Below are 24193 nucleotides of genomic sequence, written 5' to 3' on the forward strand. Positions count from 1 at the left end.
TATCGGCCATCGACGGGGTCAGGCTGAACCGCGCGCTCAGGCAACCAGCGCACGGGTGGTCTCAACATACTGCTGCAGGCGCTGGCGGGCACTGCCGTTGGCGATGGCGGCACGGGCGCGGGCCAGGCCGTCGCCGATGTCGCTGGCCACGCCGGCAACGTACAGGGCGGCGCCGGCATTCAACGCAACGATGTCCAGCGCCGGGCCGGGCTCATTGTCCAGTACCGCGCGCAGCATCTGGATGGACTGCTCCGGGCTGTCCACGCGCAGGTTGCGGCTGGCCGACATGGCGATGCCGAAGTCCTCCGGGTGGATCTCGTACTCGCGCACCTTGCCGTCGCGCAGTTCGCCCACCAGCGTGCCGGCACCCAGCGAGATCTCGTCCATGTTGTCGCGGCCCCAGACCACCATGGCGCGCTCGGTGCCCAGCTCGCGCAGCACGCGGGCCTGGATGCCCACCAGATCGGGATGGAACACGCCCATCAGCACCGACGGCGCGCTGGCCGGATTGGTCAGCGGGCCGAGGATGTTGAAGATGGTGCGCACGCCCATCTCGCGGCGTACCGGCGCAACGACCTTCATCGAAGGATGGTGGATCGGCGCGAACATGAAACCGATGCCGGTCTGCTCGATGGCGGCGGCCACCTGATCCGGCTGCAGTTCGATCACCGCGCCCAGCGCTTCCAGCGCGTCGGCACTGCCGGACTTGGAAGACACGCTGCGGTTGCCATGCTTGGCCACGCGCGCGCCGGCGGCGGCCGCGACGAACATCGAGCAGGTGGAGATGTTGAAGGTGTGCGAGCCATCGCCACCGGTACCGACGATATCAACCAGGTTGGAGGTATCGGCCACCGGCACTGGCCGGGCGAATTCACGCATCACGGCGGCCGCCGCAGCGATTTCGTCCACGGTCTCCTTCTTCACGCGCAGCCCGGTCAGGATCGCCGCGGTCATCATCGGCGAGACGTCGCCGCGCATGATCTGCCGCATCAGGTCGACCATTTCGTCGAAAAAGATTTCGCGGTGTTCGATGGTGCGATGCAGGGCTTCCTGGGGGGAGAAGCTCATGGGAATGCTCCTTGTATCAGGCCGCCGGACGCTGCAGGAAATTGCGCAGCAGGGCGTGGCCGTGTTCGGTGAGGATGGATTCGGGATGGAACTGCACGCCTTCCACCGGGAACTGGCGGTGGCGCAGGCCCATGATTTCTTCGATCGAGCCGTCGTCGTTCTCGGTCCAGGCGGTCACTTCCAGCACATCGGGCAGGCTGTTCTTGTCCACCACCAGCGAGTGGTAGCGGGTGGCCTGGTAGCGGTCTGGCAGGCCGGCGAACACGCCCTTGCCTTCATGGCGGATCGGCGAGGTCTTGCCGTGCATGATGTTGCCGGCACGGATGACCGTGCCGCCGTAGACCTGGCCGATGCCCTGGTGGCCCAGGCAGACGCCGAGGATCGGCGTGGTCGGGCCCAGGCGCTGGATCAGCTCCAGCGACACGCCTGCTTCGTTGGGCGTGCACGGGCCGGGCGAGATGACGATGCGCTCGGGCTTCTGCGCGGCGATCTCGTCCACGCTCATCGCATCGTTGCGCACCACCTTCACCTCGGCGCCCAGCGTCTGCAGGTACTGCACGAGGTTGTAGGTGAAGCTGTCGTAGTTGTCGATCATCCACAACATGGTCAGGTTCCGTCGCTTATGAGGAAAATGGCGTACACGTTTTCGGTGTAGGTGATGGGGCCGGCTTCAATGGATTCGGGCTCAGCGGGCGCGGGCGCGGGCGCGGAGGCGGGCGCGTAGCTGCCGGTCACCGAGATCCTGTCGAGGTCCCCGCCGTCCTCGCCCTGCTGCGGCCATTGCCCGGCCCGGATGCCGTAGGCGAAGTCCGGCGCCACATCGGAGATGCTGTACAGGCCACGCACTCTTGTTCCATAGGCCTTGGCCAGGCCCAGCGCGGACTCGCGGGTCTGGGCCGCTGCCTCGCCCTTGAGTTCGCGGCGCAGCGCCACTTCGCCCGAATAGGTCGGCGCCAGGCTGCTCACCTGTACGTTCTCGTTGGCCTTCAACGCCCCCAGCACATCCTGCATCGCCTTCACGCTGGCGAAGCTGGCACGCAGCTGGCGCGATACGCGGGTACCGATGAAGACCTGCCGGCTCTGCTCATAGCGCGTGGCCGGGCCGATCCGCAGGTTGTCCGCACGCACGCTGCCCTCCACCGCCTTGTGCTGCTTGAACAGTGCCAGCACGCGGGCAACGTTGTCCTGCACGCGGCGGCGCGCGGCGTCGGCGTCCATGTCGGTCTCTTCGATGTTCAACTGCAGGCCGAACCGGTCCGGCATCACCGTGCGGCTGCCCTGCCCCTTCACCAGCAGGTGCGGCTGCGAGGGAATCGTGTTGGCCTGCGCCCACGCAGACGGGGCCATCGTGGCCAGCAGTGACGACCACAGCAATGCGCTCAGCAGCTTCATGCGGTACTCCTTGTCTTGAATGGGAACAGCGGAAGGTGCCGCGGCGCAGGCCACGGCACGGGGAGGATCACAGGCCCTTGGCGGCCTGGGCGACGGCGCGGAACAGCGCGCGGCCCTTGTTCATCGTCTCGTCCCATTCCTTGTCCGGGTCCGAGTCGTAGACGATGCCGGCACCGGCCTGCACGTACAGGCGGCCATCCTTGATCACCGCGGTGCGGATCGCGATCGCGGTATCGGCATCGCCATGCCAGCCGATGTAGCCGATGCTGCCGGCGTAGACATTGCGCTTGATCGGTTCCAGCTCGCGGATCACTTCCAGCGCGCGGATCTTCGGCGCGCCGCTGACCGTGCCGGCCGGGAAGGTGGCACGCAGCACGTCGGCATAGCTCAGGCCCGGCTGCAGCTGCCCGGTCACTTCGCTGACGATGTGCATCACGTGGCTGTAGCGTTCGATCACGAACTGCTCGCCCACCTCCACGGTACCTGCCTTCGAGACGCGGCCGGCATCGTTGCGGCCGAGGTCGATCAGCATCAGATGCTCGGCGCGTTCCTTCGGATCTGCCAGCAGCTCGGCTTCCAGCGCCAGGTCCAGCTCGGGCGTGGCGCCACGCGGGCGGGTGCCGGCGATCGGGCGCACGGTGACTTCGCCATCCTGAAGGCGTACCAGGATTTCCGGCGATGAACCGACCACCTGCAGGTCGCCGACATCCAGGAAGTACATGTACGGCGACGGGTTCAGTGCACGCAGCGCGCGGTACACATCCACCGGGCGCGCCTTGAACGGCACGCTCAGGCGCTGGCTGAGCACCACCTGGAAGATGTCACCGGCGCGGATGTATTCCTTGCTGCGCTGGACCGCATCGACGAACCCTTCGCGGGTGAAACCGGAGACGAAGTCGGACTCGTCCAGCACGTCGCTGTTGAGCGGCGCCGGATAGCCGGCGCCCGGTGCACGCAGCTTGGCAGTCAGTGCATCCAGGCGCGCCTGGGCCTGCTCGAAGGCGCCCTCGACGCGCGGGTCGGCGTGCACGATCAGGTACAGCCGGCCCTTGAGATTGTCGAACACCGCCAGCTCGTTGGAGTCCAGCAGCAGGATGTCCGGCGTGCCCAGCTCATCGCGGCCGGCCGGCGGGGCCAGGCGCGGCTCGATGTAGCCGATGCACTCGAAACCGAACCAGCCGACCAGGCCACCGGTGAAGCCCGGCAGGCCTTCCAGCTTCGGCACCGAGTGGGCGCTGCGCAGCGCCTCGACCTCGGCGAACGGGTCGGCCACTTCGCGGGTGTCCACCACCTGGCCGTCTTCGCGCACGGTCAGCGTGTGGCCATGGAAGGCGTACACGCGACGCGCCGGCAGGCCGATGATCGAGTAACGACCAAAGCGCTCGCCGCCTTCGACGGATTCAAACAGGTAGGTATTGGGGCCGTCGGCGAGCTTCAGATAGACCGAAAGCGGCGTGTCCAGGTCGGACAGCACTTCACGGACGACGGGAATATGGGTGTGGCCTTCAGCGGCCTGCTGCTGAAACTGAGCGTGCGAGTTCAAGACGACTTTCCTTCCGGGACACAGCGTTATGGGGGCGGACGACGGCAACGGGCCACCATCGCCACCAACGGCGTGCGGAAGAAAGGGTATGCGGGGTCGTCAGGCTGGACACCCCCTGACTGTATCGCAGCCGGGGCGGGAGGGGAACCCTGGGAAACTGAACCACGGGACGGGCGGGGCCGGCCACGGGAACCAACGACGCGGACCGGTAGAGTCGACTGTTGGTCGACTTGCGCGCGTAGCGCGGGGTTTTACGCCGTCGGAACGAAAAGCAGTCGACCAACAGTCGACTTTACCCCCTACCCGGCCAGCAACGGGCATCCGGTCGGCAGGTGCATCCGCACCCTGCCCGGCACGCACGCGATGCGGAACTGGCGGGCCTGCACCGGTTCGCCGTCCAGGTTGAGGGTCAGCGCCTTCGGTGCGTCGATCTGCAGCCACGGCAGCCGCGCGCGCGTGGCCAGCTGTTCGAGCGCCGCCTGGGTGCCCGACTTCAGCATCTGGCCGAGCGTGGCGGTGACCTCACCTTCCAGTTCCGGAAGCACGGTGACATCCAGCAGCCCATCGTCGATCACGGCCTGCGGGCACAACTGCTGGCCACCGCCGGCCTGCCGGCCATTGCCGATGCCCAGGGCGATGAAGTCGCCTTCCCACGCGAAATCCGGGCCGGACAGCCGCGCGGTGATCGGCTCGATGCGGCCCAGCTTGGCGATGCCGGTGATCACATAGGCCAGCCCGCCCAGCATCTTCTTCAGGCCGGCATCGGTCTCCACCGTCACCTGCGTGCCGAAGCCACCGCTGGCGAGGTTGGCGCACCACCAGGGCGTGCCATCGGCATCCACGCGCAGCAGATCGACGGCACGCGGCGTGGTTTGTCCGATCAACGCAAACGCGCCCTCAGGCTCGGTCGGAATACCCGCAGCCGTGGCGAAATCGTTGGCGGTCCCCATCGGGATCAGCGCCAGCGAGGGCAGCGCATCCGCCGCTTCCTCACGATGCGCCAGGGTTTCGGCCACCGCGCTGAGCGTGCCATCGCCACCGGCGGCAACGATCACGTCCACGCCATGATCGATGGCCTCGGCCACGTAGCGTTCGGCGTCACCGTCCTCCCAGGTCACCCGCACGTCCAGCTGCACGCCCTGCCCGCGCCAATGGCCGACAGCCTCGCGCAGTTCCTCGTTGCCTGCGGATTTGCCATTGAGGATCAGGCGCCAGCGCGGGGTGGTCATGCGGTACTTCCAGGGGGGGGGGGCACAGGCTAGCAATGCGCTGTTTGCCCGCGGTGAATGTCACGCAGGTGTCATTCAGTTGCTGGAGAATGGAAGGCCATAGCAGGGACGATGGATGGAGGCAGGATCAGCCTCCCACGCATGCAGCGAGGCCACGCCAGTGATTGGCGTGGCTTTTTTTTGCCCAGCAGTAGATCCACGCCAAGCGTGGATGCACGTCATCTCACCCGTTGGCGAAATCGTGCAGCGCCTGGCCCTGCAACCGGTACACGGTCCACTCGTCCTGCGGTTTGGCACCGGCAGCGGTGTAGAACTCGATGGCCGGGGTGTTCCAGTCCAGCACCGACCATTCGAAACGGCCGCAGCCCTCGGCCACGGCCTGGCGCGCGATGTACTTCAGCAGTGCCTTGCCGGCGCCCGCACCGCGCTTTTCCTGGCTGACGTAGAGGTCTTCCAGGTAGATGCCCTTGCGGCCCAGCCAGGTGGAATAGTTGTAGAAATACACCGCATAGCCGATGGCCTCGCCGTCGGCTTCGCAGATCAGTGCGCGTGCCGTGGCATCGGGACCAAACAGGCTCTCGGCGATGCCGATCTCATCGGTCTGCACCGAATGCTCGGCCTTCTCGTAGATGGCCAGCTCGCGGATGAAATGCAGGATCAGTCCCGCATCGGCGACGGTGGCCGGGCGGATGTTCAACACGGCCACCGTACTCATGGCTCAGCCCCGTGCCGCAGCGACGTTGGCGCGCATCTGCGCGATCACATCCTGGTAGCTGGTCCTGGCGTTGAAGATGGCCGAACCGGCGACGAAGGTGTCGGCGCCGGCAGCGGCGATCTCGCCGATGTTGTCGGCCTTCACGCCGCCATCGATCTCCAGGCGGATGTCCTTGCCGCTGGCATCGATCATCTTGCGCACCACGCGCAGCTTGTCCAGCGCCGAGGGGATGAAGGCCTGGCCGCCGAAGCCCGGGTTGACCGACATCAGCAGCACCAGGTCCAGGTCATCCAGCACCCAGTCGAGGATGTCCACCGGAGTGGCCGGATTGAGCACGATGCCCGGCTTGCAGCCCAGCGAGCGGATCAGCTGGATGGTGCGGTGCACGTGGCGGCTCGCCTCCGGGTGGAAGCTGATGTAGGTGGCACCGGCCTCGGCGAAGTCCGGGATGATGCGATCCACCGGCTCGACCATCAGGTGCACGTCGATCGGCGCGGTGACGCCATGCTTGCGCAGCGCCTGGCAGACCATCGGGCCGATGGTCAGGTTCGGCACGTAGTGGTTGTCCATCACGTCGAAGTGGACCCAGTCCGCGCCAGCGGCGAGGACGTTGTCGACTTCCTCGCCGAGGCGGGCGAAGTTGGCGGACAGGATGGAGGGGGCGATGAGGCAGTTGGACATGGCCGGGGCCTTCGGAACGGGGAAAAGGTTCTCCCGCCCGCAGGCGGGACTCTGGAATCAGCGCTTGCGCAGGGTCTTGATGCGGTCGTAGGCGGCATTGATCCGCCGCGACTTCTGCTCGGCCTGCTGCTGCAGCTCGGGGGCGGCACCGCCCAGCTTGTCGGGGTGGTACTGCGAGATCAGCTTGCGGTAGGCGCGCTCGACCTCGGCATCGGTGGCCTCGGAGGTCAGCCCCAGCTCCCGGTACGGGTTCTCCTTGTTCAGGCGGAACCAGTCCGAATCGAAGGCGTGGCCGATCAACAGGCCGACCACCGCGCCGAACAGCGGATTGGGCCGGAACAGCAGGGCGCCGGCGATGAATCCGAGCAGTTTTCCGTACCAGCGCATGGCGCTCCGGGGTCGACCGACGAAATGGACGCTCATTTTACGTCACAGCGGGCCCGGACCGCTTTACACTAGGCCGCCCGCTGGTCAGCGGGCCCGCCGGGTCCGTTGGGCAGCAGCCGTATCGACAACGCCCCAGGAGTGCCCGTGCCAACCACGCTGTTGCAATCCGATCTCCCCGGCCTGCCCTTGCGCCATCGCGGCAAGGTGCGTGATGTGTTCGATATCCCGCGCGAGCGGCTGCCAGCCGGAACCCCGCCGGGCGAGTACCTGCTGATGGTCGCCACCGATCGCCTGTCGGCGTTCGACGTGGTCCTGCCTGACCCGATTCCGGGCAAGGGCGAGATGCTCTGCCAGGTCTCCAACTTCTGGTTCGCCAAGACCGCGCACCTGATGCCCAACCACCTGACCGGCATCGACGTGGCCAGCGTGCTGCCCGAAGGCGTGGACCCAGCCCTGTACGCCAAGCGTGCGGTGGTCACCCGCAAGCTGAAGCCGGTGCCGGTGGAAGCGATCGCCCGCGGCTACCTGATCGGCAGCGGCTGGAAGGACTACCAGCGCACCGGCAAGGTCAGCGGCATCGACCTGCCCGACGGCCTGCGCCAGGCCGAGCAGCTGCCGGAGCCGATCTTCACCCCCTCGACCAAGGCCGCCGTCGGCGACCATGACGAGAACATCGATTTCGATGCGATGGTGAAGCAGGTCGGTGCGGAACTGGCCGAGCGCGTGCGCGACGCCACCCTGCGCATCTACAAGTTCGCGGCCGATTACGCCCGCGAGCGCGGCATCATCCTGGCCGATACCAAGTTCGAGTTCGGTACCGACGCCGATGGCCGCCTGTACATCATGGACGAGATGCTGACGCCGGATTCCTCCCGTTACTGGCCGGCCGACGAATACGAAGTGGGCACCAGCCCGCCGAGCTACGACAAGCAGTTCGTGCGCGATTACCTGGAGACGCTGGACTGGGGCAAGACCGCCCCGGGCCCGAGCATCCCGGCCGAGATCATCGAGCGCACCCGCGCCAAGTACGCCGAGGCGCTGCAGCGCCTGGCCGGGATCAGCGTCGACTGATCCCCCCGCGTCCCCCCCGGCCGGAAAGGCGGGGGGCGCTCTGATCGCGGTAGTGCCGGCCGCTGGCCGGCAACCTCGCGAACTCGGCTATGCTCTGGAGTGCCGGCCAGCGGCCGGCACTACCGTTGCCCGAGGAAGCGACGCAGCATGCAGACATCCACCCAGCTTGCGCGGCCGATCGACCGCTATTTCGCCAGCTACTCCGACGACCACCGCAATGTGATCAACCAGCGCATCCACGTGGTGGCGGTCCCGGCGATCCTGTGGTCGGTGGTGGCCCTGCTGTGGTGCCTGCCGCCGCTGATCACCTGGTTCCAGTACGGCATCTGGTCGGCGTTGGCGATGTTCAGCGCGTGGTGCTTCTACAACAAGCTGTCGCGCCCGCTGGGCATCGGCATGCTCATCCAGTTCTTCGTGTTCGGCTGCCTGTGCCGGCTGCTGGAGGCCGAGATCGGCCTGCAGGCCCTGCGCTGGCTGGCGGTGGGCGTGTTCGTGGTGGCCTGGATCGCGCAGTTCATCGGCCACAAATTCGAGGGCCGCAAGCCCAGCTTCCTGACCGACCTGACCTACCTGCTGATCGGCCCGGCCTGGGTGATGGCCAAGTTCTACCGCAAGCTGGACTGGCGCTACTGACCTGGCGGCGGCCGACAGCGGCCGTCGTTTCCTGAACGGGCGGATTCCGTCACCCGTAGTCCACGGGAGCCCTGCCAGCCTGCGCCGGTGATCCGCTCCCCATTGCCCGCCCGTCGACGGCAGCCCCTGTGCGACAGGGCCTGCGGTCTCCCTGCGTGGGCGTAGGGTGTCCCCCGAGGGCAGCCAGGGAAGGGATGCAGGAATGTGATGTTGCATCGCAGAAAAAATGAATCAGCGAACGTTACATGCAATTGATCGCTGTTCGATGGGTTTCGGCGACATTTCGCAGCCTGTTATCCTCCCTGACCTGCTCGTGAATCATGGATTCCCTGCATGCTCCCCAGCCTGCCCCTGCTGCTGGCCCTGCCGTTCCTGATGGCAGCGGCTGTTGCGGCCTTCCCCCGTAGTTCGCGCTCGACTGCTGCCTGGCTGGCGGCGCTGGCGCCGTTGGGCGGGCTGGCCATCCTCGGCTGGCTGACCCCGTCGGTGCTCGATGGCCAGGTGGTCCGCACCCTGGTGCCCTGGCTGCCGCAGATCGGGCTGGACTTCACCCTGCGACTGGACGGGCTGGCCTGGATGTTCGCCGGGCTGGTGCTCGGCATCGGCGCGCTGGTGGTGCTGTATGCGCGCTACTACCTGAGCCAGCAGGACAACGCGCACCGCTTCTACTGCTACCTGCTGCTGTTCATGGGCGCCATGCTGGGCATGGTGCTGTCGGGCAACCTGCTGTTGCTGATGATCTTCTGGGAAATGACCAGCATCAGTTCGTTCCTGCTGATCGGCTTCTGGTCGCACCGCCAGGACGCCCGCGAAGGCGCACGCATGGCGCTGGTGATCACCGGTGGCGGTGGCCTGGCCCTGCTCGGTGGCGTGCTGCTGATCGGCCGCATCGTCGGCAGCTTCGACCTGGACGTGGTGCTGGCCGCTGGCGAGCAGATCCGCGCCAGCGCGCTGTACCCCTACGCCCTGTTCCTGGTACTGGCCGGCATCTTCACCAAGAGCGCGCAGTTCCCGTTCCACTTCTGGCTGCCGCACGCGATGGCGGCGCCGACCCCGGTCTCGGCCTACCTGCACTCGGCCACCATGGTGAAGGCCGGCGTGTTCCTGCTGGCGCGCCTGCATCCGGCACTGGCCGGCAGCGACCTGTTCTTCTACACGGTCAGCGGCATCGGCGCACTGACCCTGCTGATCGGCGCCTGGAATGCGATCTTCCAGCATGACCTGAAGGGCCTGCTGGCGTACTCGACCATTTCCCACCTGGGCCTGATCACCCTGCTGTTCGGCCTGTCCACGCCGATGGCGGTGGTGGCCGGCGTGTTCCACATCCTCAACCACGCCACCTTCAAGGCCTCGCTGTTCATGGCCGCCGGCATCATCGACCACGAGACCGGTACCCGAGACATGCGCAAGCTGGGAGGCCTGCGCAGGCTGATGCCGTTCACCAGCGCGCTGGCGATCATCGCCTCGCTGGCGATGGCTGGCATCCCCCTGCTCAATGGCTTCCTGTCCAAGGAAATGCTGTTCGCCGAAGCGATCACGGCCGGCGGCCCGGGAATCATGCGCACGGCGGTGTCGATCGCAGCGTTGCTGGCGGGCGTATTCGGGGTGGCGTACAGCCTGCGCTTCGTGCACGACACCTTCTTCGGCCCCGGCCCGCACGACCTGGACCGCGTGCCCCACGAACCGCCGCGCTGGATGAAGGTGCCGGTGGAACTGCTGGTGGTGATCTGCGTGGCGGTGGGCGTGGCACCGGCACTGACCGTAGCGCCGGTGCTGCACGCCGCTGCGGCCTCGATCCTCGGCGACGCCATGCCCGAGTACAGCCTGGCGGTATGGCACGGCTTCAACCTGCCGCTGGCGATGAGCGCGATCGGCGTGATCGGCGGCGTGGCGCTGTACTTCGGCCTGCGCAAGCTGATCAACCTGCACGCCGTGACCAACGTCAGCACTGGCCGCAATGTGTTCCATGCGCAGCTGGACGCGATCTCCGCACTGGCCATGCGCCTGACCAACGGCATCGCCAACGGCAGCCTTCAGCGCATGCTGCTGGGCCTGGTGCTGGTGGCGATCGTGGCCGCCGCCGCGCCGTTCGTGGCCAACCCCGCCTCGCCGAACTGGACCAGGCCACAGCCGATCCCGCTGCTGGGCTGGGCGCTGTGGCTGGTGATGATGGCCTGCGCGGTGGCTACCCTGCGTATCTACAAGCAGCGCCTGCTGGCGGTGCTGCTGGTCGGCGGCGTCGGCCTGATGGTGGCGCTGACCTTCGTGTTCCTGTCCGCGCCGGACCTGGCCCTGACCCAGCTGCTGGTGGAGATGGTGACCCTGGTGCTGATGCTGCTGGGCATGAACTACCTGCCTGCGCAGTCCGGGCCGGAGCGGCCGCGCTGGCGCAAGCGCCGTGACGCGGTGATCGCGATCATCGCCGGTGCCGGACTTGGCGCCTTGGCCTATTCCGCGATGACCCTGCCGCCGAACACCATGGCCGGCGAGCTGCTCGCCCGTGCCCTGCCCGAGGCCTATGGCCAGAACGTGGTCAACGTGATCCTGGTCGACTTCCGCGGCTTCGATACCTTCGGCGAGATCACCGTGTTCGGCATCGCCGCGCTGGTGGTGCATGCCCTGCTGCGGCGCACGCGGATGGCGCCGGAGCAGATCATGCCCGGCCCGCCGATCAAGCTGCCGGTGCCGGCCGACCTGGCCCAGATCATGTTCCCGCTGACCCTGACCGTGTCGATCTTCCTGTTCCTGCGCGGCCACAACGCGCCGGGTGGCGGCTTCATCGCCGGCCTGGTGCTGGCGGTGCCGCTGCTGATCCAGTACGTGATCCAGGGCACCGCGTCGGTGGAGTCGCGCTTCGGCTTCGACTACATCCGCTGCATCGGCATGGGCCTGCTGATCGCCCTGCTCAGCGGCAGCGCGTCGATGCTGTTCGGCGTGCCGTTCCTGACCAGCGGCCACCTCGACCTGCACCTGCCGCTGATCGGCGACGTGCCGCTGGCCAGTGCGATTGGTTTTGACATCGGCGTCTATCTGGTGGTGTTCGGCGGTGCCATGCTGATGCTGTCGATGATGGGCACGATCAAGCCATCGCGTACCCGTACCGCCCGCAAGGGTGAGATCGACCTGCAACGCCGCTCGGCACGCACCGGGGAGATGCACTGATGGAACTGGCCCTGGCTACCGCGATCGGCGTGCTGACCGCCATCGGCATCTACCTGCTGCTGCGTGCGCGCAGCTTCGATGTGATCCTCGGCATGACCTTCCTGTCCTATGCGACCAACCTGCTGATCTTCGCCGGTGGCCGCGTGGTGCTGGGCAAGGCGCCGGTACTGCAGGAAGGCGTGGACAGCCACCTGGGCAACTACACCGACCCGCTGCCGCAGGCGCTGGTGTTGACCGCGATCGTGATCGCCTTCGCGATGACCGCGGTGAGCATCGTGCTGGCCATGCGCAGCCGCAGCGACAACCACAGCGACCATGTGGACGCCCACGAGCCGGATGACGACCTGCAGGATGAGCGCGTGCCGCCACGCCAGGGCGAGGACCGCGCATGAACCATCTGGTGATCCTGCCGATCCTGATTCCGCTGCTGAGTGCGGCACTGTCGCTGTTCGTCGAACACCGCCGCTATGGCCCCAGGGTGCAGCGCGCGGTGGCCTGGACCGCGCTGTCGGCGCTGGCGCTGGCGGTGGGCCTGCTGTTCGCGTCGACCGCGGGCGGTGATATCAACGTCTACCTGCTGGGCGACTGGCCGTCGCGGCTGGGCATCGCGCTGGTGGCCGACCGGCTGTCGGCGTGGATGCTGCTGACCACCCTGCTGCTGGCCATTCCCTGCCTGCTGCACGCCTGTTCGGGCTGGGACCGCCGCGCACCGCACTTCCATGCGCTGTTCCAGTTCCAGCTGGTCGGCCTCAACGGTGCGTTCCTGACCGGCGACATCTTCAACCTGTTCGTGTTCTTCGAGGTGATGCTGATCGCCTCCTACGGCCTGCTGCTCAGTGGTGGCCGTGGCCTGCGCATGCGCATCGGCCTGCACTACGTGGTGTTCAACGTCACCGCCTCGACCCTGTTCCTGATCGCGCTGGGCCTGCTGTACGCCACGCTGGGTTCGCTGAACATGGCCGAGCTGTCGCAGCGCATCGCCGAGGTACCGCCGGCGCAGCTGACCCTGGTGAAGGCGACGATGGGCCTGTTGCTGCTGGTGTTCTGCGCCAAGGCCGCCCTGATGCCGCTGTACCTGTGGCTGCCGGAAGCTTATTCGCGCGCACCGGCGGCGGTGGCTGCGCTGTTCGCGATCATGACCAAGGTCGGCCTGTACTCGGTGCTGCGCATCCAGATGCTGTGGTTCGGCGACGATGCCGGCGCGATGGCCGGCTACGGCCGTGACTGGCTGCTGTGGGCCGGTGTGGCGACGCTGGTGCTGGGCGGCCTGGGCGCCCTCGCCGCGACCCGCCTGCGCGTGCTGATCTCCTACCTGGTGATCGTGTCGGCAGCCACGCTGTTCATCGCCTTCTCGGTCGGCACACCGCAGGTGCTCTCGGCCGGCCTGTACTACCTGCCGCACAGCAGCTTCGTCGCCGCCGCGCTGTTCCTGATCGCCGACCTGATCCGCCGTCGTCGCGGCGGTGCCAGCGACCGCAAGGAAGTGGTCGCGCCGATGCCGGGCAAGGAGACACCCGCCGTGCTGTTCCTGATCGGCGCGGTGTCGGTGGCCGGCCTGCCGCCGCTGTCCGGTTTCCTGGCCAAGGCCGTACTGCTGGCCGGCATGCCGGCGCAGTACACCGCTCCGGTCTGGACCGCGGTGCTGGTCAGCAGCCTGCTGGTGATCATGGGCCTGACCCGCGGCGGCATCCGCCTGTTCTGGCGCGTGCCGCCTGTCGATCCGGAGGCACCGAAGCCGCGCAAGGCTCCTCTGCGCCGGGTGGAGCTGTACGCCGCGTGCATCCTGCTGGCCTACGGTATCGCCATGACCCTGGCCGCTGCACCGTTGATGCGCTACACCGACGCCACCGCCGCACAGCTGCTGCAACCCAGCGAGTACGTGCAGCAGCTGCGCGCGACCGCACCGGAGATCCGCCAGCCATGACCGCCCAGCGCTCCCTGTTCCGTCGCCTGATTCCCTCGCCGATGCTCAGCATCATGGTGGTGGCATTCTGGCTGCTGATGTCCGACAGCTTCACCCTCGGCCAGATCGTGCTGGGGCTGGTGCTGGGCGTGGTGGTGCCGCTGTTCGCCGCACGCCTGGACCGCGAGTTCGCGCGCATCGGCACGTTGCGGCCGCTGCCCAAGCTGGTATGCGTGACCCTGTGGGACATCCTGATGTCCAACATCCGCGTGGCCCTGCAGGTGCTGGGCCCGGAGAAGAAGATTCACCCCGGTTTCATCTGGCTGCCGCTGGACATCGCCAACATCCACGGCATCGCGGCGCTGACCAGCATGATCACGCTGACCCCGGGCACGGTCTCGGCCGCGCTCAGCGACGACCGCAAGTTCCTGCTGGTGCACGTGCTGCACCTGGAGGACCCACAGGACCTGATCGATACGATCAAGCGCCGCTACGAGGCGCCGTTGATGGAGATCTTCCCATGACTGGATTCCAGATCATCCAGACCACGCTGGTGGTGTGCATGCACGTGGTCGGCCTGGCCATGCTGCTGGCCACCTGGCGCCTGCTGCGCGGACCGACCGTGCCCGACCGCATCCTCGCACTGGACACGTTGTCGGTGACCGCCATTGCCGAGCTGATGCTGTTCGGCATGTACCTCAACTCCGCGATCTACTTCGAAGCCGCACTGGTCATCGCCATGCTCGGCTTCGGCAGCACCGTGGTGCTGAGCAAGTTCGTGCTGCGCCGGGACATCGTCGAATGATCACCGCGATCCAGATCGGCCTGTCGATCCTGCTGCTGTTCGGCTGCTTCTTCATCCTGGTCGGCGCACTGGGGCTGGTGAAGCTGTCCACGTTCTTCAAGCGCCTGCACGCGCCGACCAAGGCCAGCACGCTGGGCGTGGGCTGCGTGCTGGTGTGCTCGGTCTGCTACCACATCTTCCTGGGCCAGGACCCGCAGCCGCGCGAGCTGCTGATCACCGTATTCCTGTTCATCACCGCGCCGATCAGCGCCCACATGATGGCCAAGGCGGCGCTGTCGCTGCTGATGGAAACCCGTCCCAGCCTGCCGGGCAACGAGCCGGCTGCCGAGGAACAGCTTCCGCCGCCGGAACCGGCGCGGGAAGAGGAAGCCACACAGAACCGGTAGTGCCGGCCGCTGGCCGGCAGTGGCAAGGGTTCCGTCAGAGGCAGTGAGGTTGCCGGCCAGCGGCCGGAACTACCTCATGCCGCGCCGACCAGCAGCAGCTCCAGCACGAACCAGCCGGCGAACGCGACCAGCAGGATTCCGCCCTCACTGCGGCTGATCTTCAGATCGCCACGCAGCATCGGGTACAGCACCAGGGCGAACGCCAGCAGTGCCGGCAGTTCCAGGCGCACGAACGAGGCCGGCAACGCCAACGGCTGCAACACCGCCATCGCCCCGATCACCAGCAGCAGGTTGACCACGCTGGAGCCCAGCACGTGGCCAAGCACCATGTCGCCGTGGCCGCGACGCGCGGCAGCAATTGCGGTTGCCACCTCCGGCAGTGCGGTGCCGATCGCCACCGGCAGCAGGCCGACCAGCAGCGGTGTCCAGCCCAGCGCGGCACCGAAGTCAGCGGCGGCGCCCACGACCAGGCGCGCGCCCCAGTACAGCGTCAGCGCTGCGATCAGCACCCGCAGCACGTTCAACGGCAGGCTGGTGCGGCTCAGGGCGGACTCGGCGATGGCCGCCTGCACCTCGGCACGCTCAACGCGGCCGCGGCGCAGCAGCAGCACCTGCATGACGATGAAGCCTGCCACCAGCACGCCGCCTTCCCAGCGCGCCAGGCGACCATCCAGCCCGAACAGGACCAGCAGCACGCCGGCCACCAGCAGCGACCACCACAGCACCGTCTGCAGGCGCGCGCGCAGCAACAGGGGCGCGGCGATGGCTGCCACCGCCAGGGTGAAGCCCAGGTTGACGATGCTGCTGCCCACGGCATTGCCCAGTGCCAGCTCCGGTTGGCCGACCGCCAGCGCGCGCGCATTGACCGCCAGTTCCGGCAACGAGGTGGTCACCCCGAGCAGCAGCAGCCCGGCAGTGAACGGGCTGGCCCCGAAGCGCTGGGCCAGGCCGGACACGGCCTTGACGATGGAATCCCCGCCCAGCGCCAGCAACAGCAGGCCGAGCAGGAACCAGGCAATGGCAATGGCGATCATCGAGCACTCCCCAGCAGTGGTGGCGCGATTCTACGCTTGGCCCGAGCGCATGGCTGGGCGGTGGATCAAGGATCAGCCACAGCCTTCGGCGTAATCGACCTGCGGGGTCTGGCCGACGCGCCAGGCGCTGACCCGACCATCGGCGCCGAGCGCGAAGTCGATGACCGCCCCGCCTTCCTGCGCTGGCCGCACGCGCAGGTGCTGCGCTTTCTCGTCGTACTTGTCAGGACCGACGTCCGCGCGCTCTGGGTACAGCACCTGCAGCTCGCCCAGGGTCATGCCGACCTTGCCGCCGCCCGGAGCGACGATCGCCGCACTGCGCACGTCATAGCGCACCAGCTTGCGTGCCTCGATCATCAGGCGAGGGTCTTCGGCGCCCTGCGGACGCAGGAAGTAGCAGCCGTCGTTGCTGTCGTCGGCCGGCAGGGGCTTGCCATTGGCGTCGGTGCCCAGTCCTTGCAGCGGCGTGCCGAAGCCGCTGCGGACCTCGGCGATGCCGGCGCCCAGCGTTGCACCGCCGAAGCCGTCCAGGCGCGCTGGACTGTCCTTGCGGAGGTCGTTGGCCGGGCGGGCGGCCAGGTCGGGATCCGCCGACTGCGCGGGCCCGGTCGCCGAGGCGGTTTCGGCCGGGGTGTCGCTGCCACTGCCGGCCGCCCCCTGCTTGTCGGGGCCAGCACTGCAGGCGGTGAGCGAAAGGAGCAACAGACCAGCAAGCGGAAGGTGCTTCATCGGTGCGGTTCCCTGGCACGAAGATGGCTGCACGCTAGCCCATCCCGTGTGCAGGCGCTGCATTGTCATCGCGGTTTCATCGCCTTCGTTCAGGCTCGGCGTGCACCGACTTGGCTGTCCCTTCCATGCAACCGCGCAAGACCGAACTCGCCCGAACCGCGCTGCAGGCCCATCGCGCGCCGCTGGACATGCGCCAGCGCCGGCTGCTGATCCTGTGCGACGGCCAGCGCAGCATCGCCGACCTGACCGGCCTGCTCGGCCAGGACGCGCCCGCCATGGTCATCCAGCTGGTGCAGGCCGGCTACCTGAGCACCGGTACCGGCGCCACAGCCGCACCGCCACCACCCGCAGACGCGGCAGCACCGGCACCCACCACGCCGGCGGCGGCACCGGCTGCACCCGCAACCGGCAGCGAGCGCCGCCGCTCGCTGGTGGCCGCGCGCATCTATGTACTGGGCATCCTGGAAATGCAGCGCCACCCGCAGGCGGCGGCGCTGTTCCGCGACCTGCAGCAGGCGCGCGCCGAAAGTGAAGTACTGCAGGTGCTGCACTCGGCGATGCAGATGCTGCCCGGGCTGACCTCGGAGGGTTATTGCCAGCGTGTGCGGCAACGCCTGCTGGAAGCGCTGCCGCTGGAGCATTGCGAAGCGTTCACCGAGGCCGCCTGAAGAAGAAGGGGACGGAGGGGATTAAGTCGTTTCAGGCACACGTGTGCTGATTGCGGCTTAATCCCCTCCGTCCCCTTTTTCGGGTCAGCGGTAGTTGTTGCGCAGGCCGTTCCAGCACTGCTGGTAATCGCCCTGGCGATGGCCGGCGGCCAGCGCCTGCGCGGTCGGGCGAATCACCGCGCGGGTCTCGAACATGAAGGCCATCGTGTCCTTGATCACATCGGCCTTGGACAGATCGGCATTGGAGGCCTTGTCGAAGGTCGGCGCATCCGGGCCATGACCGCTCATGCAGTTGTGCAGCGATGCGCCACCCGGCACGAAGCCTTCGGCCTTGGCGTCGTAGGCGCCATGCACCAGGCCCATGAACTCGCTGGCGATGTTGCGGTGGAACCACGGCGGGCGGAACGTGTTCTGCGCCACCAGCCAGCGCGGCGGGAAGATCGCGAAGTCCATGTTGCTGGTGCCGGGTGTGTCGCTGGGCGAATGCAGCACCAGGAAGATCGACGGGTCCGGATGGTCGTAGCTGATCGAACCGATGGTGTTGAAGCGACGCAGGTCGTAGCGGTACGGCGCGTAATTGCCGTGCCAGGCCACCACGTCCAGCGGCGAATGGTCGATCGGCGCGCGCCACAGGCGGCCCTCGAACTTGGCGATCAGTTCGAAATCGCCATCGACATCCTCGAACGCCGCGTGCGGGGTCTCGAAGTCACGCGGGTTGGCCAGGCCGTTGGAACCGATCGGGCCAAGGTCGGGCAGTTTCAGCAGCGCGCCGTAGTTCTCGCAGATGTAACCGCGGCTAGGGCCATCGGGAAGTTCGACACGGAAGCGCACGCCGCGCGGGATCACCGCGATCTGCTGCGGCTCGATCTCGATCACGCCCAGCTCGGTCAGCAGGCGCAGTGCGCCCAGCTGAGGCACGATCAGCAGTTCACCGTCGGCGTCGTAGAAGTAGCGGCCGACCATGTCGCGGTTGGCAGCATAAAGGTGGATGCCCACGCCGGCATGCGCGTCGGGCGAGCCGTTGCCACCCATCGTGTACAGGCCTTCGACAAAGTCGGTCGGCAGCTCCGGCAACGGCAGCGGGCTCCAGCGCAGCTGGTTCGGTGAAGCCGGCTGTGCGCCGAAATCACACTGCAGCTGCGACTGCGCGAACGGAGTGAACTCGCCATGGGTCACCGCCGGGCGGATCCGGTACAGCCAGCTGCGGCGATTGCTGCCGCGCGGCGCGGTGAACGCGGTGCCGGTCAACTGTTCGGCGTACAGGCCGTGGGCCACCTTCTGCGGTGAGTTCTGCCCGACCGGCAGCGCGCCGGCGACGGCCTCGGTGGCGAATTCGTTGCCGAAGCCGGACTGGTAGCCGCGGGCGGTGATGGCGGGGGACATGGGAACTCCAGAGATTGCCGGCCAGCGGCCGGCACTACCATTCGGACAGGCAATGCCGGCGGGACGCCGACATTGCCTGCGGACCTTACAGCACGCCGCGGCGGATCTGGTCGCGCTCGATGCTTTCAAACAGCGCGGTGAAGTTGCCTTCGCCGAAGCCTTCGTTGCCCTTGCGCTGGATGATCTCGAAGAAGATCGGGCCAATGCAGTTCTGGGTGAAGATCTGCAGCAGCTTGCGCTGGTGGGTTTCCGGATCGGCGTCGATCAGGATCTTGTTCCTGGCCAGGCGCGCCACGTCTTCACCGTGGTTCGGCACGCGCTGGTCGATCACGTCGAAATAGGTTTCCGGCGTGTCGAGGAAATCCACGCCCTGCGCGCGCATCGCTTCGACGGTCTCGTAGATGTTCTCGGTGAAGCAGGCGATGTGCTGGATGCCCTCGCCCTTGTACGCGTCCAGGTACTCGTTGATCTGGCTCTTCGGGTCGGACGATTCGTTCAGCGGGATGCGCACGATGCCGTCCGGTGCGGTCATCGCCTTGGACACCAGGCCGGTCTTCAGGCCCTTGATGTCGAAGTAGCGGATCTCGCGGAAGTTGAACAGGCGCTCGTAGTAGTCCGACCACTGCTGCATGTTGCCGAAGTACAGGTTGTGGGTCAGGTGGTCGATGAAGGTCAGGCCGAAGCCGAACGGGTGCAGGTCGGCCCCTGCGATCGGCTCGTAGTCGCCGTCGTAGATGCTGCCGGCGCTGCCATAGCGGTCGACCAGGTACAGCATGCAGTCGCCGATGCCCTTGATGACCGGCGCGCTGACCGCCTTGCTGTCCGGCTTGAAGGCGATGGCTTCGGCGCCGTTGCCCAGCGCGGTCTGGTAGACCTCCTGGCCCGGCTTCTTGAAGCGGATGGCAAAGCCACAGGCGCAGGGGCCATGCTTTTCGGCGAAGTCGGCGGCGAACGAATCGGGGTCTTCGTTGACCAGGAAGTTGACGTCGCCCTGGCGATAGACGGTAATCGGACGCTGCTTGTGCTTGAGCACCGCGCTGAAGCCCATCTTCCGGAAGTACTCGTGCAGCTCCTGGCCACGGCCGGCCGGGGCGGCGAATTCGACGAACTCGAAGCCGTCGATGCCCATCGGGTTCTCGAAGGTGGTGACCTGCATGCCGGGGTTGGGATGCGAGGCGGTCGGGACTGCGGTATTCATGGCGTGGCTCCGAATCGGTACCGCATCGGTACAAACCAGGTGCGGGCAGGTAGGGACCCGGCGAGAATGCAGGGTCTGGACCCACCCCTTATAGTTACACTTGAAACCACCAGCAAGGTGCACCGCAACATGAGCCCCGCCGATCCCGTTTCGACCCGCCTGCGTGCCTCGCACGTCCTGCTCGACCTGGAACAGTTCCTGCCGTACCGGCTGAGCGTGCTGTCCAACCGGGTCAGCGGCAACATCGCCAAGCTGTACGGCGATCGTTACGGTCTGGCGATCCCCGAGTGGCGGGTCATCACCATCCTGGCGCTGTACCCGGGCTCCTCGGCCAGCGAGGTCTCCGACCGCACGGCGATGGACAAGGTGGCGGTCAGCCGCGCCGTGGCCCGCCTGCTGGAGCGCGGCTTCATCAAGCGCGAGACCCACGGCGACGATCGCCGCCGCTCGGTGCTGGCGCTGTCGGCCGCCGGTTTCGAGGTGTACGAGACCATCGCGCCGATGGTGATCGAGATCACCCGCAAGCTGATGTCGGTGCTGAGCGAAGAGGAAGAGCAGGTGCTGGAAAAGCTGATCCTTCGCCTGGCCGGCGAAGGCCTGGAGCGGATGGGCGAAGGCGTCTGAAAGAAAAGGGGACGGAGGGGATTAAGTCGCATCAGGCACACCTGTGCTGATTGCGGCTTAATCCCCTCCGTCCCCTTTTTTCAGCTGAGGTGCTTGCGGCGTGCGTGGATCCACGGCACGGCCAGTGCTGCGATGGCGCCGCCGGCGAAGCCCAGCGAGGCGGCCACCGTCGCTGCTTCGACCGCCCCCGGCAGCGCCAGCGCCGCCGCCACCAGCAGCAGCGACGGCAGGCCGACGAAGGTGCCCAGGAAGAAGTGCCAGCGCGGTGACCAAGTGTTGAGCTGGAGCAGGCTGACCGGCTGCCAGGCGTCAGAGGCGGCGTCCTCGGCGATCTTCGCCACGGCCTTGGCCAGGTCCACTTCCGGCAGCGCGCGCCCCAGGCGGGCGGTCGCCAGCAGCTCGGCCACCGCTTCCACCGGCGGGAAGCTGGACGGCCACGCAACCGGCGCCGGCACGCCGTAGGCGGTCAGCAGCGGCACGCTCAACCACGGCGCCACCAGCGGGCGCATGCGGCGGCGCCCGTGCACGCACCAGATCTGCGGCTGGCCGTGCGCAGTGACGCTGTACAGCGCCAGTTCGTTGGCCGGCGGATAGCCGAGCATGGTCACCCGCGCGGCCAGGCTGTCCTGGCCCATCGCGCGTAGGAAGCCGGGGCGGCTGCGACCTTCCTGCATCCACGCCAGGCCCAGTGCGCCCACCAGATATGCCTCGGCGACGTCCTTGCTGCCGGCCGTGGCGCGCTCGTCACTGGCCAGATACCACGCCAGTGATTTCGGTTCGGCCACATCGTCCAGGCCCCAGCGGCTGTCGTCACCCAACACATGGCGCACCGGCAGTCGCGCGGGGGCGGTCTCGCCACGCTCGCCAGTCTGCAGGAAGGGCAGCACGCCCTGGATGAAGGTGGACAGCTCGATCGCGCGCGCGCCGTGGCCCTGCCATTCGGGCGGCAGCAGCCCGGCCAGCTGGCCTTCGGCGGCCAGCGCATCAAGCCGGGACTTCTGCTCGACCAGCTTCTGCACCGCCCCCTTCAGCACCACGTTGTCCGGCAGCGCGATCTGCGGCAGGCGATGGCGTGGCGGCGCCAGGTCGACGCTGTCCTCGCCGGTACCGGCGTCATCCAGCAGCGCTTCCTGCGGCGGCAGGGTCACGCCCTCGCCTGCCCCACCCTCGGCCAGGTCGCTGGCGGGTTCGGGCAATCGTTCGGCGTGGTCGCTGTGCATGGGCGTTCCGGAAGGTTGCATCGACGGGATGTCGACTGAGGTCCTTGCCGGTAACGGCGTGCTCACGGTGAAGTTGAGACGCCGATTCAGAGAGTGTGACGGTGCGCGCAGTAGATCCGCGCCAGGCGTGGATGCGCCTCAGTGCCGACCAACGGTCGGCACCCACCGGGGTGGGCGGTCAGCGGTCGGCACCCACCAGAGCATGCCGGCCAGCGGCCGGCACTACCCTATTCCGGTTTGTCAGGCGCCCACTGCTTGAGGAAGGCACTCACCCGCGCAGGCTGGAACGCCTCGCCCCTGCGCAGCTCGCCGGTGGCCTGCGATACCAGCAGGCCGCCATCTGCATCGAGCACGAGCAGGTACGGGTAGTCGCGCGCCATCACCGGGTACTGGGCGAAGAAGGCGGTGTTGGGCTGCTCGTCGCTGGCGTTGACCTTCACCCACACGTAGTGGGCATCGCGGAAGCGACGCAGGTCGCCGTTGCCTTCCACCACGTCGTCCAGCGCCCGGCAGCGCTCACAGGCGGCGTTGCCGACCTCCAGCAGGATCCGCTTCTTGCCACGCTGGGCTTCCACCTTGGCGGTGGCCAGGTCGTCGGCGGGGTTGCGGGCCGGGTCGAACTGCGCGCCGAGCCCGGCGATGGCGGCGATGTCCGCCGCCACCGGGGTGTTGCCCGAGGCCACCGGTTCGCTGGGGTCAGCAACCGGTGGCTCGGTGGGTCGGGTATCCAGGGGCTGCGTGGGCTCGGCGGCGGCAGGCGGTTGCGGTTGCGAACAGGCGCCGATCAGCGCCGCACAGACCACCACCATTGCACCACCGAGCTTGCTGCGCATGCCTTCTACCCTCTCATCATTACTTGACGCCGTGCATCAGCTTGTTGATCAGCGGGGCGATCAGGAACAGCACCACGCCGGAGCCGATCAGGGCCCAGAACCCGAAGGTATACCCCTTCAGGGCCGACTCGACCGTCATGCCGCCTTCACCACTGACCACGCCAGCGAAGATGCCCGACAGGTTGTTGCCGATGCCGGTGGACAGGAACCAGCCGCCCATGCCGAAGCCGACCAGGCGCACCGGGGCCAGCTTGGTCACCATCGACAGGCCGATCGGCGACAGGCACAGCTCACCCACCGACTGGATGACGTAGACCATGAACAGGGTCCAGAACGGGATCTTGCCGTCCACGACCATCTGCGACAGGGCGAACATCAGCAGGGCGAAGGCGGCGCCGTTGAACAGCAGGCCCAGGCCGAACTTGCGCGGGATGGACGGATTGGCGCGGCCCATGGCCACCCAGATCCAGGCAATGACCGGCGCCAGGGTGATGATGGCCACCGAGTTGACCGACTGGAACCACGCGGTCGGGAAGGTCCAGTCACCGAACTGGCGGTTGACGATGTTCTCGGCCAGGAAGGTGAACGAGCTGCCGGCCTGTTCGAAGAACATCCAGAACATCACGTTGAAGGCGAAGATGATCAGCATGGCGATCACGCGGTCGCGCTGCACCTTGCCTTCGCGGACGCCCTCGACCAGCAGCAGGATGGCCAGCGCGGTGAACATCGCACCCAGGATCCAGGCCAGCGCGGTGGCGCCGGTAGCCAGCAGGAAGTACGCCACCGGGATGGCGACCACGGCACCGGCCAGCACCATGATGATGCGGCCGAAGCCTTCAGCGCCGGCCGGCGGTGCACCGATGCCCTTCAGGCCGGCGCGACCGATGTAGAACCAGACCAGCGAGATCAGCATGCCCACGCCCGAGGCGATGAACACGACCTTGTAGGACGGCATCGCGTCGGTACCGAACACCTTGCGGGCCAGGTACTCGGTCAGCACCGGGGCGATCATCGCGCCGATGTTGATGCCCATGTAGAAGATGGTGAAGCCGGAGTCGCGGCGCTCGTCCCTCAGGCCGTACAGCTTGCCGACCATGGTCGAGATGTTGGGCTTGAACAGGCCGTTGCCTACGATGATCGTGGCCAGGCCAAGCTTGAAGATGTGCTCCTGCGGCAGCGAGATCATGAACAGGCCGGCGGCCATGATGATCGCGCCGGTCAGGATCGAGCGCTGGTAGCCCAGTACCCGGTCGGCAACGTAGCCACCGAAGATCGCCGCGGCGTATACCAGGGCCAGGTAGGCGCCATAGATGCGGCTGGCGTCGCCTTCACCGGCAGCGCTGCCGTTGTAGAACTGGGCGACGATGTACAGCACCAACGCCCAGCGGATGCCGTAGAACGCAAAGCGCTCCCAGAACTCGGTCATGAACAGCATCCACAACGGGCGCGGGTGGCCCAGCGTGGTCTTGAAGTCCGGCAGCGCCGGCTCTGGGGTGTTCGCAGTGGCGTTTACGCTCATGCGGATTTCC

General features: G+C 67.3%; 25 protein-coding genes. 10 read left to right on the top strand and 15 right to left on the bottom strand.

Annotated elements, in window-relative coordinates:
• Nucleotides 1–36 precede the first annotated feature (36 nt).
• The 8 genes from trpD to AC5P7A_RS09845 form a co-directional block, all read right to left on the bottom strand.
• Complete coding sequence (trpD, locus tag AC5P7A_RS09810; protein ID WP_111205885.1) at nt 37–1068, bottom strand: anthranilate phosphoribosyltransferase; 1032 nt, start codon at nt 1066–1068, stop codon at nt 37–39.
• Nucleotides 1069–1084: 16 nt separating this feature from the next.
• Nucleotides 1085–1672 (bottom strand): anthranilate synthase component II, encoded by a 588-nt coding sequence (locus tag AC5P7A_RS09815; RefSeq protein ID WP_014038739.1) that lies wholly within the window; start codon nt 1670–1672, stop codon nt 1085–1087.
• Nucleotides 1673–1674: 2 nt separating this feature from the next.
• The gene (locus AC5P7A_RS09820; protein WP_197604955.1) at nt 1675–2460 is read right to left on the bottom strand and encodes an SIMPL domain-containing protein; all 786 of its coding nucleotides are present in this window, start codon (nt 2458–2460) and stop codon (nt 1675–1677) included.
• A gap of 67 nt (nt 2461–2527) precedes the next feature.
• Complete coding sequence (gene trpE / locus AC5P7A_RS09825) at nt 2528–4003, bottom strand: anthranilate synthase component I (protein WP_014648670.1); 1476 nt, start codon at nt 4001–4003, stop codon at nt 2528–2530.
• Nucleotides 4004–4302: 299 nt separating this feature from the next.
• Complete coding sequence (gene yegS, locus AC5P7A_RS09830; protein ID WP_495220092.1) at nt 4303–5232, bottom strand: lipid kinase YegS; 930 nt, start codon at nt 5230–5232, stop codon at nt 4303–4305.
• A gap of 223 nt (nt 5233–5455) precedes the next feature.
• Complete coding sequence (locus AC5P7A_RS09835) at nt 5456–5938, bottom strand: GNAT family N-acetyltransferase (protein ID WP_014648672.1); 483 nt, start codon at nt 5936–5938, stop codon at nt 5456–5458.
• Nucleotides 5939–5950: 12 nt separating this feature from the next.
• Nucleotides 5951–6628: a ribulose-phosphate 3-epimerase gene (rpe, locus tag AC5P7A_RS09840; protein WP_006474082.1), complete on the bottom strand. Its 678-nt coding sequence runs from the start codon at nt 6626–6628 to the stop codon at nt 5951–5953.
• A 57-nt stretch (nt 6629–6685) separates the two neighbouring features.
• A complete protein-coding gene (locus AC5P7A_RS09845) occupies nt 6686–7015 on the bottom strand; it encodes a J domain-containing protein (RefSeq protein ID WP_005411327.1) in 330 nt (109 codons plus the stop codon).
• 144 nt (nt 7016–7159) lie between these two features.
• Between AC5P7A_RS09845 and AC5P7A_RS09850 the strand changes: the two genes are divergently transcribed.
• The 8 genes from AC5P7A_RS09850 to AC5P7A_RS09885 all read left to right on the top strand — a co-directional run bounded on the left by AC5P7A_RS09850 (nt 7160) and on the right by AC5P7A_RS09885 (nt 14975).
• Nucleotides 7160–8086 (top strand): phosphoribosylaminoimidazolesuccinocarboxamide synthase, encoded by a 927-nt coding sequence (locus AC5P7A_RS09850; RefSeq protein ID WP_014648673.1) that lies wholly within the window; start codon nt 7160–7162, stop codon nt 8084–8086.
• 147 nt (nt 8087–8233) lie between these two features.
• Nucleotides 8234–8719 carry an Mpo1 family 2-hydroxy fatty acid dioxygenase gene (locus AC5P7A_RS09855; protein WP_014648674.1) on the top strand — a complete coding sequence of 162 codons (486 nt, stop codon included), beginning with the start codon at nt 8234–8236 and terminating at the stop codon, nt 8717–8719.
• Between the two features lie 333 nt (nt 8720–9052).
• Nucleotides 9053–11881: a monovalent cation/H+ antiporter subunit A gene (locus AC5P7A_RS09860; protein WP_049440037.1), complete on the top strand. Its 2829-nt coding sequence runs from the start codon at nt 9053–9055 to the stop codon at nt 11879–11881.
• On the top strand, nt 11881–12273 hold the full coding sequence (locus AC5P7A_RS09865) for a Na+/H+ antiporter subunit C (protein WP_005419863.1): 393 nt from the start codon (nt 11881–11883) through the stop codon (nt 12271–12273). The genes AC5P7A_RS09860 and AC5P7A_RS09865 overlap by 1 nt, the downstream gene beginning before the upstream one ends.
• Nucleotides 12270–13805: a monovalent cation/H+ antiporter subunit D gene (locus AC5P7A_RS09870; RefSeq protein ID WP_495220093.1), complete on the top strand. Its 1536-nt coding sequence runs from the start codon at nt 12270–12272 to the stop codon at nt 13803–13805. The genes AC5P7A_RS09865 and AC5P7A_RS09870 overlap by 4 nt, the downstream gene beginning before the upstream one ends.
• Nucleotides 13802–14308 carry a Na+/H+ antiporter subunit E gene (locus AC5P7A_RS09875; RefSeq protein ID WP_032957141.1) on the top strand — a complete coding sequence of 169 codons (507 nt, stop codon included), beginning with the start codon at nt 13802–13804 and terminating at the stop codon, nt 14306–14308. Before AC5P7A_RS09870 ends, AC5P7A_RS09875 begins: the two co-directional genes overlap by 4 nt.
• A complete protein-coding gene (locus tag AC5P7A_RS09880) occupies nt 14305–14589 on the top strand; it encodes a K+/H+ antiporter subunit F (RefSeq protein WP_006399171.1) in 285 nt (94 codons plus the stop codon). Before AC5P7A_RS09875 ends, AC5P7A_RS09880 begins: the two co-directional genes overlap by 4 nt.
• Entirely contained in the window at nt 14586–14975 is a 390-nt protein-coding gene (locus tag AC5P7A_RS09885) for a Na+/H+ antiporter subunit G (protein ID WP_014648679.1), read from the top strand. Before AC5P7A_RS09880 ends, AC5P7A_RS09885 begins: the two co-directional genes overlap by 4 nt.
• Before the next feature lie 74 nt (nt 14976–15049).
• On the opposite strand, the gene AC5P7A_RS09890 is transcribed toward AC5P7A_RS09885, so the two are convergent.
• The gene (locus AC5P7A_RS09890) at nt 15050–16009 is read right to left on the bottom strand and encodes a sodium:calcium antiporter (RefSeq protein WP_014648680.1); all 960 of its coding nucleotides are present in this window, start codon (nt 16007–16009) and stop codon (nt 15050–15052) included.
• Between the two features lie 72 nt (nt 16010–16081).
• Nucleotides 16082–16738, bottom strand: a complete 657-nt coding sequence (locus tag AC5P7A_RS09895) for a hypothetical protein (RefSeq protein WP_032957138.1) — start codon at nt 16736–16738, stop codon at nt 16082–16084.
• Between the two features lie 125 nt (nt 16739–16863).
• Between AC5P7A_RS09895 and AC5P7A_RS09900 the strand changes: the two genes are divergently transcribed.
• A complete protein-coding gene (locus AC5P7A_RS09900) occupies nt 16864–17406 on the top strand; it encodes a hypothetical protein (protein WP_100450712.1) in 543 nt (180 codons plus the stop codon).
• Nucleotides 17407–17490: 84 nt separating this feature from the next.
• Here AC5P7A_RS09900 and hmgA read toward each other — a convergent pair whose 3' ends face one another.
• Both hmgA and hppD read right to left on the bottom strand, forming a co-directional pair.
• Nucleotides 17491–18789, bottom strand: a complete 1299-nt coding sequence (gene hmgA, locus AC5P7A_RS09905; protein ID WP_032957134.1) for a homogentisate 1,2-dioxygenase — start codon at nt 18787–18789, stop codon at nt 17491–17493.
• 85 nt (nt 18790–18874) lie between these two features.
• Nucleotides 18875–19987, bottom strand: a complete 1113-nt coding sequence (hppD, locus tag AC5P7A_RS09910) for a 4-hydroxyphenylpyruvate dioxygenase (RefSeq protein WP_014648684.1) — start codon at nt 19985–19987, stop codon at nt 18875–18877.
• 129 nt (nt 19988–20116) lie between these two features.
• Here hppD and AC5P7A_RS09915 point away from each other — a divergent pair, with 129 nt between their 5' ends.
• Nucleotides 20117–20611, top strand: a complete 495-nt coding sequence (locus AC5P7A_RS09915; RefSeq protein ID WP_014648685.1) for a MarR family winged helix-turn-helix transcriptional regulator — start codon at nt 20117–20119, stop codon at nt 20609–20611.
• An 80-nt stretch (nt 20612–20691) separates the two neighbouring features.
• On the opposite strand, the gene AC5P7A_RS09920 is transcribed toward AC5P7A_RS09915, so the two are convergent.
• From AC5P7A_RS09920 to AC5P7A_RS09930, 3 genes are all read right to left on the bottom strand, one after another.
• Nucleotides 20692–21831, bottom strand: a complete 1140-nt coding sequence (locus AC5P7A_RS09920; protein WP_014648686.1) for a hypothetical protein — start codon at nt 21829–21831, stop codon at nt 20692–20694.
• 227 nt (nt 21832–22058) lie between these two features.
• Complete coding sequence (locus AC5P7A_RS09925) at nt 22059–22664, bottom strand: thioredoxin family protein (RefSeq protein ID WP_014648687.1); 606 nt, start codon at nt 22662–22664, stop codon at nt 22059–22061.
• A 19-nt stretch (nt 22665–22683) separates the two neighbouring features.
• The gene (locus AC5P7A_RS09930; protein WP_142235098.1) at nt 22684–24183 is read right to left on the bottom strand and encodes a peptide MFS transporter; all 1500 of its coding nucleotides are present in this window, start codon (nt 24181–24183) and stop codon (nt 22684–22686) included.
• Nucleotides 24184–24193: the final 10 nt, after the last annotated feature.

It is taken from the genome of Stenotrophomonas sp. YJH_SMC_65 (assembly GCF_059369475.1).

Coding starts and splice junctions, on each gene's coding strand:
- trpD (WP_111205885.1), bottom strand. CDS start 1,068: ATGAGCTTCTCCCCCCAGGAAGCCCTGCATCGCACCATCGAACACCGC.
- AC5P7A_RS09815 (WP_014038739.1), bottom strand. CDS start 1,672: ATGTTGTGGATGATCGACAACTACGACAGCTTCACCTACAACCTCGTG.
- AC5P7A_RS09820 (WP_197604955.1), bottom strand. CDS start 2,460: ATGAAGCTGCTGAGCGCATTGCTGTGGTCGTCACTGCTGGCCACGATG.
- yegS (WP_495220092.1), bottom strand. CDS start 5,232: ATGACCACCCCGCGCTGGCGCCTGATCCTCAATGGCAAATCCGCAGGC.
- rpe (WP_006474082.1), bottom strand. CDS start 6,628: ATGTCCAACTGCCTCATCGCCCCCTCCATCCTGTCCGCCAACTTCGCC.
- AC5P7A_RS09845 (WP_005411327.1), bottom strand. CDS start 7,015: ATGCGCTGGTACGGAAAACTGCTCGGATTCATCGCCGGCGCCCTGCTG.
- AC5P7A_RS09855 (WP_014648674.1), top strand. CDS start 8,234: ATGCAGACATCCACCCAGCTTGCGCGGCCGATCGACCGCTATTTCGCC.
- AC5P7A_RS09860 (WP_049440037.1), top strand. CDS start 9,053: ATGCTCCCCAGCCTGCCCCTGCTGCTGGCCCTGCCGTTCCTGATGGCA.
- AC5P7A_RS09865 (WP_005419863.1), top strand. CDS start 11,881: ATGGAACTGGCCCTGGCTACCGCGATCGGCGTGCTGACCGCCATCGGC.
- AC5P7A_RS09870 (WP_495220093.1), top strand. CDS start 12,270: ATGAACCATCTGGTGATCCTGCCGATCCTGATTCCGCTGCTGAGTGCG.
- AC5P7A_RS09875 (WP_032957141.1), top strand. CDS start 13,802: ATGACCGCCCAGCGCTCCCTGTTCCGTCGCCTGATTCCCTCGCCGATG.
- AC5P7A_RS09880 (WP_006399171.1), top strand. CDS start 14,305: ATGACTGGATTCCAGATCATCCAGACCACGCTGGTGGTGTGCATGCAC.
- AC5P7A_RS09885 (WP_014648679.1), top strand. CDS start 14,586: ATGATCACCGCGATCCAGATCGGCCTGTCGATCCTGCTGCTGTTCGGC.
- AC5P7A_RS09890 (WP_014648680.1), bottom strand. CDS start 16,009: ATGATCGCCATTGCCATTGCCTGGTTCCTGCTCGGCCTGCTGTTGCTG.
- AC5P7A_RS09895 (WP_032957138.1), bottom strand. CDS start 16,738: ATGAAGCACCTTCCGCTTGCTGGTCTGTTGCTCCTTTCGCTCACCGCC.
- AC5P7A_RS09900 (WP_100450712.1), top strand. CDS start 16,864: ATGCAACCGCGCAAGACCGAACTCGCCCGAACCGCGCTGCAGGCCCAT.
- hmgA (WP_032957134.1), bottom strand. CDS start 18,789: ATGTCCCCCGCCATCACCGCCCGCGGCTACCAGTCCGGCTTCGGCAAC.
- hppD (WP_014648684.1), bottom strand. CDS start 19,987: ATGAATACCGCAGTCCCGACCGCCTCGCATCCCAACCCCGGCATGCAG.
- AC5P7A_RS09915 (WP_014648685.1), top strand. CDS start 20,117: ATGAGCCCCGCCGATCCCGTTTCGACCCGCCTGCGTGCCTCGCACGTC.
- AC5P7A_RS09920 (WP_014648686.1), bottom strand. CDS start 21,831: ATGCACAGCGACCACGCCGAACGATTGCCCGAACCCGCCAGCGACCTG.
- AC5P7A_RS09925 (WP_014648687.1), bottom strand. CDS start 22,664: ATGCGCAGCAAGCTCGGTGGTGCAATGGTGGTGGTCTGTGCGGCGCTG.
- AC5P7A_RS09930 (WP_142235098.1), bottom strand. CDS start 24,183: ATGAGCGTAAACGCCACTGCGAACACCCCAGAGCCGGCGCTGCCGGAC.